Genomic DNA, 15634 nt, shown 5'->3' with positions numbered 1-15634 from the left:
CCCGCAAGGATCAAATCCTCACAGGCAAAGTGTCAATCAAACCTTCAGCAGTCCCTATTGTTCTTGGGAGGCTCGTTGCCGGAAGGCGGCGGGTCTCCCTTTTTGCGTGGCCAGGAGTGCTACCAAGGCGCCGATGACAGCGCCTGACGTGTTGGTCATGACATCTGACGGGCTTGCAAAGCGGCTGTGAAGAAAGAGGAACTGCCCCAGTTCGATGCAGCCGGATACAAGCATTCCGAAGGCGCCGATTTGCCACCATTGTTTGGTGGGAAATGCCAGGCCCGCCACAAATCCCACGGGGACGAAAAGGGCGATGTTGGCGGATCTTTCCACGAAGTCGTAGTTAAACCAGCGCGGAATGCCATGGTGGTGGAGGAAATTCAACACGCTGGCCAGTTGCCCGGAGACGGGCTGGTCCACGGGGGTTGGCCAGAAGGCGACGAGGGCCAAGGGAACCACCATAGCCGCAAGAACTATCTGCCACAATCGGTGGTTGTCAAGGTGTCTCAAAAGGGCCTCAGGATGTCCGCAGGAGGGCAAATGCGGCTGCGGCGAAGGCGCAGGCGGCGAGGAGAAAGAGGAGGGCGTAGCCCAGCACCTGTGGCTGGGGGAGTGGAACAGAAAAGTCGTACTCGCGTGGTGCTCTGCGCCAATGTCTCCCCATAGCCCTAATAGTTACCACATAACAAGCGTCGATTTAGCCTGCCGAAGTCAAGGTTGCGGAAACCCACACTCACTGGTGGTTGAGCCTGTCGAAACCCAAGGCCAAAAGCGAAAGGTGGGTGCATCTCCGTTTCCGGAGATGCACCCACCTTCGTTGGTGCTAGGAGGAGCTGCGGTTATGCGGCGACCTCAGCCTTGGCGCGGCGGCGAACCACCACGACGGAGGTGGCGCCAGCGGCCAGTGCGCCTGCGCCCACCAGGGTCCACAGGATCAGGCCGGAGTCGACGCCGGTGTTGGCCAGGCCGCCCGTGTTGGCCAGCGGAGCCCCGCCGGTGGTGCCGGTGGCAGTGCCACCGGTGTTCGCGAGGGAAGCTGCCACGGTTACGGTGACGGGGCCAACGGTTACGCCTGAGGTGTTGCCCTTGGCGGTGATGCTGTAGGTGCCAGCTTCGCTGATTGCCAGGGGAATGGAGATCTTGCCCTGGGCGTCAGCAGTTGCGCTGAGCGTCTGCGGTGCCTGGAATACGGGGATCTTGGCGGAAACTGCGGTGCCGCCTGCATTCGCTGCGCCCGTGGTGGTGATGGTGATGGTGATGGTCACGGTTTCGCCGGGACGGAAGCCCTGGGCGGTGAACACGAAGGTCTGGCCCGGTGCCGGAGTTCCGTCGGAGACTCCAACTGCCGGCGGAAGTGCCGGGTAGGTTGCAGCCATGGCGGGCGCAGACCCTACGAGTGCGATGGAGCCGGCAAGTGCGAGTGCGGCGAGTGTTTTCTTCATTTGTGTCCCCCCGGAGACGTTTAAGTTTTGATACCCGATTTTGGGGAAATGTCCCCTCCGCACGAGACCATGTGCAGAACTTCGGATGGATATCCCAGATCGAAGGTACCATCCCGGACCGGTTGTAACCAAGCTCAATCCAGTCGGTTTACATAGTGTTAACGAGACCGTCACTGGCCTTGATCGCAGGATGCATCTTCCGTTGGGAGGATAACGTCCTTTACATGCTGAACAGTCGGTGTGACAACCACGTTAGGTTCGGTGTGCTGAACGATCTTCCCGAAAGTGAACTCCACCGTTTTGCTTTCGCCTGGCGCAAGCTGCTGGGCAACGACTCCGACTGGTCTGTCTGCATGCAGGTAAGGTGCAAACGGCGCCTTCTGGCCATCAACACTTGCTGACTCCACGTTTGCCTGTACTGGCCCGTACACAACAATGTTTGTCTGCACTGTACCTCGCGGTACACCGAAAAGACCTGCGCCGGTGACGTAGGCAGGCAGCGAAGTTGCCGCGTCAGCTGGCGCGGTATTGGTGCTGGTCACGCGCACGATAGTTTCTTCGTAGCCACCTGCGGGACATTGCCTAAATAATTGAACTGAACGCTTAGTGTAATAGTCCATTTTGGCCCCAGTGCCGTCGTTGAAGTAGACGCCAAATTCGGCCGGGGAGACACTCGACCCTCCGACCGAGCCACTTAACCGGTACTTGGAGATTACCGATTGCTCGGATGCGCTGGCGGACCATACCAAGACTCGTCCCTCATCGGTCCCTCGCCCAAGACCGGTCATGAGACCTTTGGCTTCGCCCTTGCCGCTGGAAAGCGCTGAAAAGACTTCTTTGGCAACGCCAGCGAAATAAGCATCCTGAAGCTTGGGTTGCTTGATCTTCGCATAGACATCAGAAAGCAAGGTGGAAACGACATTGCTGCCAGTGAGTTCTGTCGAAAGGCCTGCGGCTTTTGCTGCCTCTAGCTCTGGTCCACTGAGTGCAACTGGTCCTGTGGATTGAAGGATATAGCTCAGCACTATCGGATCAACTGAGATGACTCCGTCGACGTTTTGTCCGGTCTTCTTCGCCCACATTTCCTGAGCAGTAGCGGCAGCAGTTGGAAAATCAGGAGTGAGGTTTACGTCCTGCATGTATTTTCCGAGTCGAGTTGAGTAGATCTGTTCCTGTTGCGGATCCACGGGAAGGCTAGGAGACATCACGCCAAGGTCCACAGCGCTGCTCTGAGCGCCGAGTGAGAGTTTCCCATTGTCCAAAGTCAAAACCGCGAGAGCACCCGGTATTCCGCCCGATGCTCGTGACTCTGCGTTGTTTTGAATCATGAGCAGGTAACTTCGGCGACCATCTATACCCAACATGTCAGGAGCAATAGCAGCGGCGTCTGCCGCAGAGCTAAGAGCGCCAACCGCTTGCTTGAGCTCTGTGTTGGCTTCGGCAAGAGGGACTGCAACTTGCGGAAGCAGCTGCGACGTGTTGATGGCTTTGAGCCTCTCGGCTGATGCTCGGACGGCGTAGGCAGAGGATGCCACTCGAGGAGCTGCAACCTTGATCGGATTCAGGTTTGCCCCTGAACCGCTCGGTAACAGGGAGTCCCAGTTCAAGGAATCGTAAATTTCGACCAGCGGGGCCAGACCGAGTGTGGCGACGTCGTCGGCTGAACGTGCTACTTCGGCTACGGCGCTCAAGTTTGGGCCAACCCAAGGCAGCCCGGAGGATAAGTTCCACAACGGATCTTCTGCCTGTCGGCGGGCAGAAGATGTGTGCTCTCGAAGCTTCACCATGGTGGCGGCGACTGACTCGGAATCTGAGCTTAAGATTTCTTCTTTTAGCTGGGGGACTAATGCGGTGGCGGCTTCCAGATCATTCTTCACCGAGTTTGCTTTAAGTCCCAGCCAGACGGCTCCTGCGCCAAGCAGCACTACGAGGAAAACAACAAGCAATCCTAAACGCATGAACGGCCGGTTCGTCAGCTTCGTTCGCCGTCCGTGTTCACCTGGTTTGTCGGACAACATCGCGGCTTGTTGCTGGCTGCCAGTCATCCTCAGGGACGCCCGAGTCCACGGTAGGTCCAGCCCGCTGCACGCCACTTGCTACTGTCCAGAATATTTCGTCCGTCTAGGATCCGTGGTGTGGATACAAGGGCCGCTGTTTCATAGGGATCCAGGTTGCGATATTCCTGCCATTCCGTCAGGAGAAGAATCGCATCCGCGCGTTGCAACGCTTTCTCCGCAGACCGTTCGTAGTGCAACTCGGGGAATCTACGGGCGGCATTAGCCAGAGCCTCCGGATCAGTAACCGTCACCGTGGCCCCCTGCAGTTGCAACTGGGCGGCCACGCTCAGTGCCGGAGAGTCACGCACATCGTCGCTTTCCGGTTTGAAGGCTGCACCGAGGACTGTTATCCGCTGTCCCATGAGGGAACCTCCACAGAGTTCCCGCGCTATTTCTACCACCCGACTCCGACGACGCATATTGATGGCGTCTACCTCACGAAGAAAGGTGAGAGCCTGATCCGCGCCAAGTTCGCCCGCCCGCGCCATGAAAGCGCGGATGTCCTTGGGGAGGCACCCACCACCAAATCCGATCCCAGCGTTTAGAAACTTACGTCCGATTCGATCGTCCATACCTATGGCGTCTGCTAGGAGAGTCACGTCGGCGCCGGCAGCGTCACAGAGTTCAGCCATTGCATTGATAAAAGAGATTTTGGTTGCAAGAAATGAGTTCGCTGCCGTTTTGACTAATTCAGCGGTTGGTAAGTCAGTGACCAATCGGGGCGTGCCTGTCCCTAATAGCCCTGCGTAGACCTCATCTAGAACGTCAACGGCACGGTCATCTTCGGATCCACTTGACACGCCGTACACAAGGCGATCCGGATGCAGAGTGTCCGACACGGCATGTCCTTCACGAAGGAACTCTGGATTCCAAAGCAGATCCGCCGCCGGTTGGGCATCAATCACGAGTTGCGACAAGCGTGCGGCGGTTCCGACTGGAACGGTTGACTTGCCGACGACAAGATCGCGTGGCGATAGATAAGGCAGAAGTTCATCTATTGATGAGTTGACGTAAGTTAGGTCGGCGCCATTTTCGCCTTTTTTCTGCGGAGTGCCAACACAGATAAAGTGGACGGCATTTCCGCGGGCAGACGACATCTCCGTTGTAAACGTGAGCCGCCCAGTTGCTTGGACTTCTTTCAGTAAGGCCTCAAGACCTGGCTCGAAAAACGGCGCTCGACCGGACGAGAGCTCAAGGACCTTTCTTTCGTCTACGTCGATGCCGACTACGTCGTGCCCGAGTTTTGCCATGCAAGCCGCATGGACTGCACCCAAGTAACCGCAACCAATAACCGAAATTCGCATTAGTAATTTCCTTTTCAAGGCGTATATTTAGCCGCCAGAGAATTAATAGGCTCCAGCACCCTGAAAAACAGCGCGGAAGGTCTTCATCAAAATCAGCAGGTCCCCGGCCAACGACCAGTTCTCCACGTAATACAAGTCAAGTCGGACAGAGTCCTGCCAAGATAGGTTGGATCGGCCGCTGACTTGCCACAAACCTGTAAGGCCCGGTTTGACGAGTAGCCTGCGGCGAACGTCCTGCTCATATGCCTCTACTTCTGAGGGGAGAGGTGGGCGAGGTCCGACGAGGCTCATGGATCCCGCAAGAACATTGAAAAGCTGTGGTAATTCATCCAGGCTGAACTTGCGTAACGTCCGTCCTACAGGTGTAACTCTTGGGTCATGTCTTATTTTGAAAAGAACGCCGTTCCCCTCGTTACGAGCTCTGAGTAAGTCCAGCTGAGCTTCAGCATCGACCACCATCGAGCGAAACTTAAGCATCTGAAAATTCTTGCCTTCGATGCCCACGCGGTCCTGTTTGAAAAATACTGTCCCCCGATCATGGATCTTGATCAGTAGACCAACTACGGCCATGACAGGCAACGACGCAAGGATGAGCAGTGCGGAAATGACGATGTCAAATAGTCGCTTAGCTACGCGCTGGCCGCCCTCCAGCGTCGGGGTGGTCACGTGAATAAGGGGAAGTCCTGCTACCTGCTGAGTGTGAATCCGAGGGCCAGCTATGTCCGTTAGGGCGGGGGCCATGATTAGTCCAACGTTTCTTGCCGCCAGCTCCCAGCCTAAATGGCGCAGGATTTGAGGATGCAACTGCACTCCCGCCGAAACTGCTACTGCATCTGCATTGCACAACTCTATGGCCTCCACTATAGAGCGAGTGTTGGGCAAATTTCCGACGACGGGAAGGCCGGATTCTGGGTCCACTGACGGAGCGTCAGCAACGTTGGGAGTATAGACCGCGACAGGCAAGTACCCGGCGTGTTTTGCGGTTCGAAGGGATCGAGCCAAATGCGCCACAGCGCTCGGGCCGCCGAGCAATAGTAGGCGAGACATGCTCTGCCCCATTTGTCTATTAACGTTCAGGTGTTGACGTATCAGCCAACGTGCAAGCAGCAGCCCGAAGAGTCCAGCTGGCAAGGCGACTCCCACGTACCCACGCGCGGTGTCCAATCTGAGTACATACGAGACGATTGCCACCAATCCGAACAGCCATAGCGATGCCGCCGCAACTCGCTTATATTCGTCAGGTCCCGCGCCAAGAATTCTGCTCTGCCTGCTGTTCCAGGCTCCAAGCATTATCCACCAAGCTGTGGCAAGAATTAGCGATAACCATGCGTATATAGCTTCTTGTCCAGCAATGACTAGATCAGAAGCCCAACCAAAACGAATGACATAGGCGCCAGCCACGGCCCAGGCAATAACAAATGCATCAACAATACGCAATTGCCGGCCACATCGAGCTCGCCAGTCGCGTATCTCTTTCACCTAAGTCCCCAACCCTTTGAGTTTTTCGATATAGAGCGAGTCGAAGTGCTAGCTCCGGATGCCGTCACGATTTGCGCGATACCAAGCGACTGTAGACCTAATACCTTCTTGCAGGTCTATTGATGCTTTCCATCCAGCCTCGGACAGTTTGGAGACATCGAGGAGTTTCCTGGGTGTACCGTCAGGCTTTGTTACGTCCCATTCGATCTTTCCCGCGTAACCAACGGCCGAGGCAACCATGGAAGCAAGTTCCTTGATTGAAATGTCCGACCCCGTACCTACGTTCACCTGAGATGGGCCGTCATAGTTCTCGAGGAGATGTAAGCATGCATCGGCCATGTCGTCCACGTGTAGGAATTCCCGGAGGGGAGAGCCCGTTCCCCAGTTGGTGACACATGCCTCCCCCGCCTCGGCCGCTTCATCGTACCGCCGGATTAGCGCCGGCAGGACGTGGGACCCTTCAGGGGAGAAATTATCACCAGGTCCGTAGAGATTGGTTGGCATGGCAGAGATCCATGGCAACCCATACTGGCGCCTGACCGCTTGCACTTGCATAATTCCGGCAATTTTAGCTATCGCATATGCATCGTTTGTGGGTTCCAAATGCCCCGTCAGAAGCGAATCCTCTCGGATGGGCTGCTCGGCGAATTTGGGGTAGATGCACGAGGATCCAAGAAAGAGAAGCCGCTCAACGCCATATTCACGTGCGGCATCCATAACGTTCACCTGAATGCGCAGGTTGTCGCTTAAGAAGTCCACCGGGTAGGAGTTGTTGGCGAGGATTCCACCTACTTTCGCCGCGGCCAGCACGACGTATCGCGGCTTGGTTTCGGCAAAGAACGAATATACTTCGTTCCGGTTCTTGAGGTCGAGTTCGGACGAAGAACGACCAACCAAGTTAGTGAAGCCGTCGCTGCGGAGTTTACGCCAGATGGCGGAACCGACCAGCCCCCGATGCCCCGCGATGTAGAAGGTGGAGGCTCGGTCAAGCTTAGTTGGGTTGTATGAGACCTCGTTCGTCACAGGTTTTTCCAGCTTTCAAGGCTGACCGTGTCAACCCAGTGGTTACCTGCGTGTTTGAGAGCTTCGATGTCGGCGTCTACCATGATGCGGGCCAATTCCGGAGTGTGAACTGACGCCTTCCACCCGAGTTTTTCCTGAGCCTTAGAAGCGTCTCCAACCAGAGCATCGACCTCTGTGGGGCGAAGGTACCGTTCATCAAAGCGGACATGGTCTTCCCAGTTGAGGCCAGCATGCTCGAATGAGATCTGCAGGAAATCGCGCACGGTGTAGTTTCCACCAGTTGCCAGGACAAAATCATCGGGCTCGTCAGCCTGGAGCATGCGCCACATGCCTTCTACGTATTCAGCTGCGTAACCCCAGTCACGCACGGCATCGAGATTGCCCATGAAAAGAAGGTCTTGCTTGCCGGCTTTGATGGCAGCGACGGCACGAGTTATTTTTCGCGTCACGAAGGTCTCTCCGCGACGGGGTGACTCATGGTTGAACAGGATGCCGTTTACCGCGAACATGCCATACGCCTCGCGATAGTTCTTGGTTATCCAATAGCTGTATACCTTGGCAGCGCCGTATGGCGAACGCGGGTAGAACGGTGTTTCTTCATTTTGGGGTGGAGGCGTCGCACCGAACATTTCCGACGACGAGGCTTGATAAAACTTGGTCTTAATGCCAGCAAGTCGCACTGCTTCTAGGAGCCGGATCGTCCCTATGCCCGTAGTGTCGCCGGTGTGTTCCGGCTCGTCGAAGGAAACACGGACGTGAGACTGAGCAGCGAGGTTGTAAACCTCATCAGGCCGTATCTCAGACAGCAAGGTCACCAACCTGGCGCCGTCGCTTAGGTCGCCGTAATGAAGAAAGAGCTTGGCGTCGCTTTCATGTGGGTCGACGTAGAGGTGGTCGACACGCAACGTGTTAAACGTTGATGCTCGTCGAATCAGGCCGTGAACTTCATAGCCCTTCTTGAGAAGCAACTCTGCAAGATAGGAGCCGTCCTGGCCTGTAATTCCCGTAATCAGTGCGCGTTTTACCATGGTGTGCCCCCAGAGGTTAGATACAAAAAAATGGCGATGAGTAGCCGAACATGCGCCCAGGCTGACTACGACAGACGCAATTATATGCATCTCTCTTCCGAGGGCTACCGCCCACAGTCGTTCCAGTCATGGATATCTGACACGCCTCCTGAGGATGTGGAGCATGCGAGGGGCCCCGTTGCGTCTGACCGCGCTAAATACACCGGATTGTTACGGGGTGAGGCTCGGGTAGAATTCCGAGTTGGGGGCAGGGCGCATAGTTGCGGGTCCGCGACCGATTGGACGACACAACTAACGAAGGCGCAGGCAAGTCAGACGTGGGAGTAACACAGCGGAGCATAGCGACAGGCGCACTGTGGACGTATGGTTTCAGCGGGCTCATGTTGGTCTGCCAAGTGGCCTACACGTCTATCTCGGCTCGTATTCTCGCCCCAGCTGACTTCGGCCCGTACGCACTGGCAGTGTCAGTAGCTCAAGTCGGAACGTACTTCGTGGGATCCGGGGTAGTCCAGGCAGTCCTTCAAGCGCGAGAGAGCGATCGCCAATCGCGTCTGTCGGCTACCTCGTTGGTATTTGCCGCTGGGTCTTTGGTTGGAATTGTCATCAGCGCAATTGCAGCCGTCCTTTCAAGCAAACCAGATACCCAGGTTATGTCCTCGATGTTATTCCTCTTGGCGTGGATGCCAATGGCAACGGGGATTTCCGGTGTCGCGACTGCTTCAATGAGAAGATCCGGCAGATTTCGACTGCCGTCGCTAACTGAAGCTATGGGGTTAATTCTTAGCTTAGTTTTGTCGCTTGTATGCATGGTGCTTGGCGTTGGGGCTCTTAGCCTTGCCATAGGGTCTCTATCGAGTCCACTTATTAGCGCCATCTTGGCTTGGACCTTACTCCGAGAAATGCCGAGGCTTGCCATTGCGCGAATATTCAACAATGAGCTCTTCAAAGTTGCATCCCATATTTCAGGACAGAACTTGGTTCATTACATCCAATACACGGCACCCCTATGGACGTTAGGGGCTAGCGATTCAACTGCCAATGTCGGACATTATTCGAGAGCTCAAGCTGTCGCTACCATACCTCTGAATCAGCTCTCGCAAGCATTTACGCGCGTGGTTTACCCGCATTTGGCCGCGACGAGGCATAACGGCGGTGATGTCAGCTCACCGATTAGAAAGTCCCTGAGTATCGGACTATCGCTGTCAGGGGTCGTCTTCGGTGCGATTTGCGGACTAGCAGAGCCTCTCACGTTGTCTTTCTTGGGTGAGCAATGGCGCCCAGCCATTCAACTCACCGGTCTTTGGGCCATCTTCGCCGCCGTCAATCTCTGTTATGTGGCGGCAGGGTCTTCCCTTGAGTCTCAAGGGCGCTTCAGCGCGATCTGGCGGGTGCAGTTTGTCTCGTTAGTTGTCTTGGTGCCCGCACTAGTCGGTGTGTACCTACTCGGGTCCTCTCCAGTGAGGATCCTGTTTGTCGCAATATTCGTTCAAGTTGTTGCACATTCTTGCCAGTTGCTCATCCTGATTCGATCTCGATATTTGCGATTTAGGGAGGTGGCGTCTACCTACCTACACGGCATTGTCCTGTTTTCAGTGGTTGCAGTTTCAGGATTCTATTCCACGGGATTTATCGGGGGAAACGTTCCACCATTCTTGTCGCTGTTGATCGGCGGAGCTATTTCCTGCGTAGCTGGAGTTGCCTACCTCGCGTGTACTTACTGGGCGACTTCCACGCGCAACTTGGTGAGCGTACTAGTGGCACTTAAACCCCAAAAACTTAAGAAGGTGTTGGCGTGAAGGGATATTCGATTGCGATGCCGTTTGGTGGCTATCGCGGTGCCGGTCTGGGAAATCAAGCTATTCCAATGGGTAAGGCGTGGCTTGCAGCTCAGGTGCTGGACCAACACTATGTAGACATTCCGTGGTCCCTAAACCCTCGGGGATACCGTAAAGAACTTGGATCGGCCAGGTTGGATTGGCTGCGGCACCTCACACTGCGAACTTCAACGCGTCCCGTTGAAGTTACAATCGAGGAATACATGGGCTCGGGCATTCTGGACTACCGCGAGTTCATTCAAAGTTGGGCGGCGGACAATGGACGTTCACTCATACACACTTCAGGTATGTCTGGAGGTTATGCGAGTATTGCTGGTGCGCGTGATTTTTTAGCGAGCCGCCTGACACAGACTGATTCCGCCATAAAGAGCCCCGTTCGGACCCAGTTACAGCAGGTCCGGTTGGAGAAAGTTACAGTGGCCGTTCACGTGAGGGCGGGTGATTTCGGGAGTGATGCGCCTTCGCCAGGCGCATTTAACAACAGGATTCCAATCACATGGTATGAAGACGTCATTGATTTCTTGTCAAACGGTCTGGGCGATGATGTTCACTTCTTTTTTGTCACAGAACCAGATGCCATACCCTTGGTTTCGAATCTCATTTCGCGGTTAGGAATTCGTCATTCGACGCTTTCTAGTGGCACTGCGTCAGAAGATCTCGGTATCCTTTCGTCTGCCGATCTCGTTGTTTGCTCAATCTCAAGTTTTTCACTTTTAGCATCCTTCCTCGGTGGTAACGACTACATATGGTATTCGGGACATTTAACTGCACTGGATGGATCTGCTTACATTTGGCCCGATAGGCAGTCCATGGTTTTCTCAGAAATGAGAAATCGAGACGAGCGGTTCAAGCTGGGTGCTGGTGGCATTCAAGGTATGCCCTATCCAGGGGATCGGGGAATCCAGGAAGATCTTCTGGCCCGACTTAGAAGGAATCTTTCAGCCCGGCATCCTGAGTCGAACATGCTGTTCTACGGAAGCATCGATGGGACATACTTAAAGGAGAGCAGCACGTGAGACATGTGGTCGTTCTTATCGCAAGCCACAATCGCAGGAATTTGACCGTGAGGGCACTCCAACAACTTGAAGGCCAAACGCCCGTTGGAATCAGACTGTCGGCTGTTCTCGTGGATTGTGGAAGCACGGATGGGACTGCTGCAGCCTGTGAGGATCTTGGCGACTGGGTCCAAGTAGTGCGGGCTCCCTCCAACTACTTTTGGGCCGAGGCTATGTCGATGGCTGAACGGGTTGCTCAGGAGAAGTCGCCGGATTTGCTGCTGTGGGCCAATGACGACGTTGCCTTTGACCCCGATGCGCTGCCTCGATTGCTGCAATGTTATGACGATGCAGCATCAGGCAATGATGACGTGGTGGCGATCGGTTCTATGCGTGACTTGGCTGGTGGAGTATCTTACGGAGGAATTCTCTTTCGGAAAAGAATTTCGCGATGGGAGCACGTCATCCCTGGCTCCACTGCTTCCCACGCGCAAGCGGCGAATGGCAATTTCCTGTTATGTAGCAGTGCATTCGCAGATCGGGTAGGCGGCATTGATGGAGCCTTCGGCCACTCTTTTGCCGACTTTGACTGGACCATTCGCGCCTCGAAGACTGGCGCAGTAGTGATTGTGGCGCCGGGATACTATGGCGTTTGCAATCGAAACTCTCTGCGGGGAACCTATCGGGATCCTGGTTTATCTGCAAAAGAGCAGTGGAAACACATTTGTTCAAAAAAGGGTTTGCCCTTGGTTCCCAATGCGAGATTTCTTTTTCGGCACGGTGGCCCAGCGTGGCCCGTCATATGGGCCAAGCCATATGCCAAAATTCTGCTTCGGCTTGCGAGTGGTAAGTGATGAGAGACGAAGGTATTCGCACGGCCTCTTGTCGAGTGGGGATTGACGCAGTTTCAGAGGAGACTGCAGTGGATGCCATCACTACGCCCCGCAGGTTGAAAGGCTGGAAGCCGGGCCTGATTGTCACACCCAACATGCACCATCTAGCGCTGCTCGAGAAGGGTAGCGTCCTGACTCCCGCTTATGAGCGTGCATCTATGATCCTCGCAGATGGTTGGCCCGTTGTGGTCCTGGCCAGAATGTTGGGAGTCAAGGTACGAAGCCGTACTACCGGCAGTGGATTGGTGGATCGACTGTCCAAGGTGCGTGCTAGTGGTCTAGCGGTGTCGCTGATCGGTGGCAGTTCCCCTGAGAGTAACAGGGCGGCAGTTGCAGCATTCGACGACTCAGGATGGAGGGCCTCGGGAGAGGATGCACCTGCTTCAGAGCTCGCGGACGAATACCGCACGCAGCGGCTTGTTGATCGAATACTCGAACGCAGACCGGACCTAGTCATAATTGGAGTCGGCACACCTAAGCAAGAGCAGCTTGCACTGCAAATCTTGGACGCTGGTTTCGAGGGATGGATACTTTGTGCCGGGGCAGGTATCGATTTTCTCTCAGGACAGGCTGCCCGAAGCCCTCTATGGCTACAACGCCTGGGGCTGGAATGGTTCCACCGGATCGTGCAAGAGCCAAAGCGCCTAATGCGCCGGTATGTCTCAGACGTCACCCCTTTTATCTCAGTGTTCCTCCGGTCCTTCCAGGAAGTAGATCGAGTATGACTAATGTGTTGATTGTTACCCCGATGCACAACGAGGCCGCGAATGTTCGAGCCTTGGCTCGAAGCCTGGCATCGCAGAGCTTTAAACAGTTCGAATGGTGGGCTGTCGATGACGGTAGTAATGATGGCACTGCAGATATGCTGAGCCTACTTTCGGACGAAGGCGTCATCAGGTTCGTCTCAAAAGATAATGATGGCGGCCTTATTGGCGGGTCGGCCTATACATCATGGCGGTTCGGCGTGCAGTCAGCCCTCCGTGCTCATCGCGAATCGCCTGTTACTCATGTGATGAAACTCGATGCTGACGTTCGTCTGGAGCCTGAATATCTGGAGTTAGTGATGTCGAGCTTTGAGGACGGCAACGTAGCCTTGGTCGGCGGCGTTATCAGCACTGCCGGCATGAAGGAACAGAAGTTTCATGTCCCGGGGCCGGTGAAGCTATACACGCTTGAGGCGTTCGATTCCCTTGCGGAACTCCCTTCGGCCATCGGATTCGACGTCATGGACGAGGTCGTCGTAGCACGCAGAGGAATGAGCGTGGTGGTGAACACTGATGCGAAGTTTGCCCTTGCCCGAGCAATTGGCGCAAGCGAAGGCGGTCTGCATGGACGATTTAGAAACGGACGGGTATGCCGTTGGACCGGCTATGACTTTCCGTACTTTCTATTACATTGTGCTCGATATGTTGCGAGGCGCCCATACGTGTTAGGTTCAGCATGGATGTTGGTCGGCTACGCTATGGCAGGATCCGGGCCTTATGCCCCGGATCTTCGATTAACTCATCGGAACATTCAAAGGGCGAAACTGAGAGATGCCGCGCGTAATCCTATTGACTGGTATAAGCGGGCCTACGGTAAAAATTCGAACACGAAGAATCTTCGACCATGAAACTTAGAACGCTGATGCGACGCTATGCCCGTGTCAATGACAAGGTTACGATTCTCTTATTACGCCGGATTCAGTCCCTTGATGTTGAGCAGGGCGTTACTGTCCGAGGGTGGCCTGAGATTGATTCACATCCACAGGGGAAAATATCAATTGGTCAGGACGTTGTTCTTTGTAGCAGAACTAGCGATACTGCCTTAGGCGTCACTCGTCCCGTTGTTCTTAGAACGCTACTACCTGGTGCGCAGATTCACGTGGGTAGGAATGCCGGCCTTAGCGGAACGGTTGTCTGCGCAGCGATTAGTGTCTCAATTGGTGATAATTCGCTGATTGGTTCTGAAGTAATTATCGCGGACACGGATTTTCATCCAATTCATCATCCGAATGAACGAAGAAGAGCTGCGATTCCATTGCCCCTTGAGAGCCACCGCGTTGTTATTGGAGAAAACGTCTTCATCGGTGCTCGTTCAATCATACTTAAGGGGACTATCATTGGCGATGGCTCCGTTGTAGGTGCCGGGAGTGTTGTAAAAGGTAAATTTCCCGCAAATTCCATTATTGCGGGCAATCCAGCGCGCAGCATTGGAGTGGTCGAGGCAAGCGAATGAGAATTGGGTTTGCTGCGCCAATCCACCTTCCTGGACTTAATGACTGGCTCGATGTTGATAGTACCCAGATTCCGACCTATTCATTCCCTTACATGTCGGAGCTGGTGATTGCATACCTTGAGCGCGGTCATGAAGTGGACGTATATTCCTACAAGTTGCGCTCGCGCGATCCCAATATGCTGGGGCACGGCCCCTTGAGGGTCTTTCTCGCAAATCGTAGAAGCCAGCCGAAGTTACGTGCAATTGACAGATTCCTTCAGGAACGTCGCTCCCTGGCAAGAGTCATCGCTTCTAGTACGCCTGACGTCATCCATGCACACTGGACGTACGAATTTGCAGCGGCTGCACTTCTAACCGGTCGTCCCACGCTAGTGACTGCCCATGACTCACCTAGTGCATTGCGGAAAAATTTCGGTGGCTTTTATTGGAACCGGAGGGCAAGCCTTGGCCAGGAGGTACTTCATAGAGTTTCGAGGCTTTCTGCGGTCAGCCCAGAACTTCTCGAAGAGCTTCTTGCGGACTCACCCTCACTCGAAGGGAAATGCCGGGTCATACCGAACGGCATCGCTCAAAGTTCGATTAGGTCAGTTGCGGCCACTTCTGTCAAGTCTTTTGTTAGTATCGCTAATGGGTTTGATGATCGGAAAAATACAAAAACTGTGATTGAGGCCTTTGCATTACTTCTGAAGGATCGACCTGACGCCAGATTGACCCTATATGGCGCCGAACATGGCGAAGGAGAAAAAGCATGGCAATGGGCTCAAAAGCACCAGTTGACCCGCTCAGTTCGGTTTGCCGGTCTCGTGACGCCAGCCACCCTTAAGCATGAGTTGTCGAGTGAGCTTCAATGCTTAGTACATGGAAGCCTATGGGAGGCTTGCAGCATGGCCATCCTTGAAGCCCTGGCGCTTGGGATGCCAGTTATAGGTGGTAAGCATTCAGGAGGCGTGGGCTTTACTCTGGGCTATGGAGCTTCAGGACTGCTTGTAGATGTGACTTCGCGGGTAGAGATCGCCGGCGCGATGCAGCGCATTCTGGATCAACCGGACCTAGTCAAGAGCCTGCATGTCACAGGCCTAGGTTTGGTTAAGGGCCAGTTTGCTCTCGACTCAGTAGTGGATGCGTATATGGATGAGCTTACATTTTTGCAAAACCTTGCAAGCGAACGTAACTAGCGTCAACGGATGTGAGCCTGGCGTCTCTTATTCTTCGCGCCAGCTGTGCGTGTATAGCGTTGATAGGGGAATTCTTATCTTTGTCTTCTCTAGGCGGAGTGGGCGTCGATTAGGCACACTGCTCAGTAAGGGGCTCTTCACGGTTTGTGGGGAAATGGATCTCGGGGATGAGCGTCATGCCGCCGT

At 54.7% G+C, this 15634-nt stretch carries 14 protein-coding genes; 7 read left to right on the top strand and 7 right to left on the bottom strand.

The genetic code is table 11. The features are described from left to right. Positions 1-54: 54 nt before the first annotated feature. The 7 genes from QRN53_RS20800 to gmd all read right to left on the bottom strand — a co-directional run bounded on the left by QRN53_RS20800 (position 55) and on the right by gmd (position 8333). Positions 55-420, bottom strand: coding sequence for a VanZ family protein (locus tag QRN53_RS20800; RefSeq protein ID WP_285245711.1), 366 nt, complete (start codon positions 418-420; stop codon positions 55-57). 419 nt (positions 421-839) lie between these two features. Continuing rightward, a complete protein-coding gene (locus tag QRN53_RS20795; protein WP_285245710.1) occupies positions 840-1442 on the bottom strand; it encodes an LPXTG cell wall anchor domain-containing protein in 603 nt (200 codons plus the stop codon). A gap of 170 nt (positions 1443-1612) precedes the next feature. Beyond that, entirely contained in the window at positions 1613-3487 is a 1875-nt protein-coding gene (locus QRN53_RS20790) for a DUF4012 domain-containing protein (protein ID WP_285245709.1), read from the bottom strand. Between the two features lie 2 nt (positions 3488-3489). Continuing rightward, on the bottom strand, positions 3490-4803 hold the full coding sequence (locus QRN53_RS20785) for a UDP-glucose dehydrogenase family protein (protein ID WP_285245708.1): 1314 nt from the start codon (positions 4801-4803) through the stop codon (positions 3490-3492). A gap of 42 nt (positions 4804-4845) precedes the next feature. After that, a complete protein-coding gene (locus tag QRN53_RS20780) occupies positions 4846-6282 on the bottom strand; it encodes a sugar transferase (RefSeq protein WP_285245707.1) in 1437 nt (478 codons plus the stop codon). Between the two features lie 48 nt (positions 6283-6330). Beyond that, the gene (locus QRN53_RS20775; protein ID WP_285245706.1) at positions 6331-7305 is read right to left on the bottom strand and encodes a GDP-L-fucose synthase family protein; all 975 of its coding nucleotides are present in this window, start codon (positions 7303-7305) and stop codon (positions 6331-6333) included. After that, positions 7302-8333, bottom strand: coding sequence for a GDP-mannose 4,6-dehydratase (gene gmd, locus QRN53_RS20770; protein WP_285245705.1), 1032 nt, complete (start codon positions 8331-8333; stop codon positions 7302-7304). The genes QRN53_RS20775 and gmd overlap by 4 nt, the downstream gene beginning before the upstream one ends. A 380-nt stretch (positions 8334-8713) precedes the next feature. On the opposite strand from gmd, the gene QRN53_RS21825 reads away from it, so the two are divergent. From QRN53_RS21825 to QRN53_RS20740, 7 genes are read left to right on the top strand one after another with little or no spacing between them, the layout of a single operon-like run. Then, positions 8714-10129 (top strand): oligosaccharide flippase family protein, encoded by a 1416-nt coding sequence (locus QRN53_RS21825; protein WP_350224194.1) that lies wholly within the window; start codon positions 8714-8716, stop codon positions 10127-10129. Next, a complete protein-coding gene (locus QRN53_RS20760; protein WP_285245703.1) occupies positions 10126-11184 on the top strand; it encodes an O-fucosyltransferase family protein in 1059 nt (352 codons plus the stop codon). Before QRN53_RS21825 ends, QRN53_RS20760 begins: the two co-directional genes overlap by 4 nt. Next, entirely contained in the window at positions 11181-12017 is an 837-nt protein-coding gene (locus QRN53_RS20755; protein ID WP_350224193.1) for a glycosyltransferase family 2 protein, read from the top strand. Before QRN53_RS20760 ends, QRN53_RS20755 begins: the two co-directional genes overlap by 4 nt. Beyond that, positions 12017-12781 (top strand): WecB/TagA/CpsF family glycosyltransferase, encoded by a 765-nt coding sequence (locus QRN53_RS21820; protein ID WP_350224192.1) that lies wholly within the window; start codon positions 12017-12019, stop codon positions 12779-12781. Before QRN53_RS20755 ends, QRN53_RS21820 begins: the two co-directional genes overlap by 1 nt. Beyond that, positions 12778-13668: a glycosyltransferase family A protein gene (locus tag QRN53_RS20750; protein ID WP_285245702.1), complete on the top strand. Its 891-nt coding sequence runs from the start codon at positions 12778-12780 to the stop codon at positions 13666-13668. Before QRN53_RS21820 ends, QRN53_RS20750 begins: the two co-directional genes overlap by 4 nt. Further along, positions 13665-14273, top strand: a complete 609-nt coding sequence (locus tag QRN53_RS20745) for an acyltransferase (RefSeq protein WP_285245701.1) — start codon at positions 13665-13667, stop codon at positions 14271-14273. Before QRN53_RS20750 ends, QRN53_RS20745 begins: the two co-directional genes overlap by 4 nt. After that, entirely contained in the window at positions 14270-15448 is a 1179-nt protein-coding gene (locus QRN53_RS20740; protein ID WP_285245700.1) for a glycosyltransferase family 4 protein, read from the top strand. Before QRN53_RS20745 ends, QRN53_RS20740 begins: the two co-directional genes overlap by 4 nt. Positions 15449-15634: the final 186 nt, after the last annotated feature.

Source organism: Pseudarthrobacter sp. fls2-241-R2A-127 (assembly GCF_030209355.1).
Classification (GTDB): Bacteria; Actinomycetota; Actinomycetes; order Actinomycetales; family Micrococcaceae; genus Arthrobacter.
Note: the sequence above shows the minus strand (reverse complement) of the source record. Positions and strands in the feature narration are given on the sequence as shown.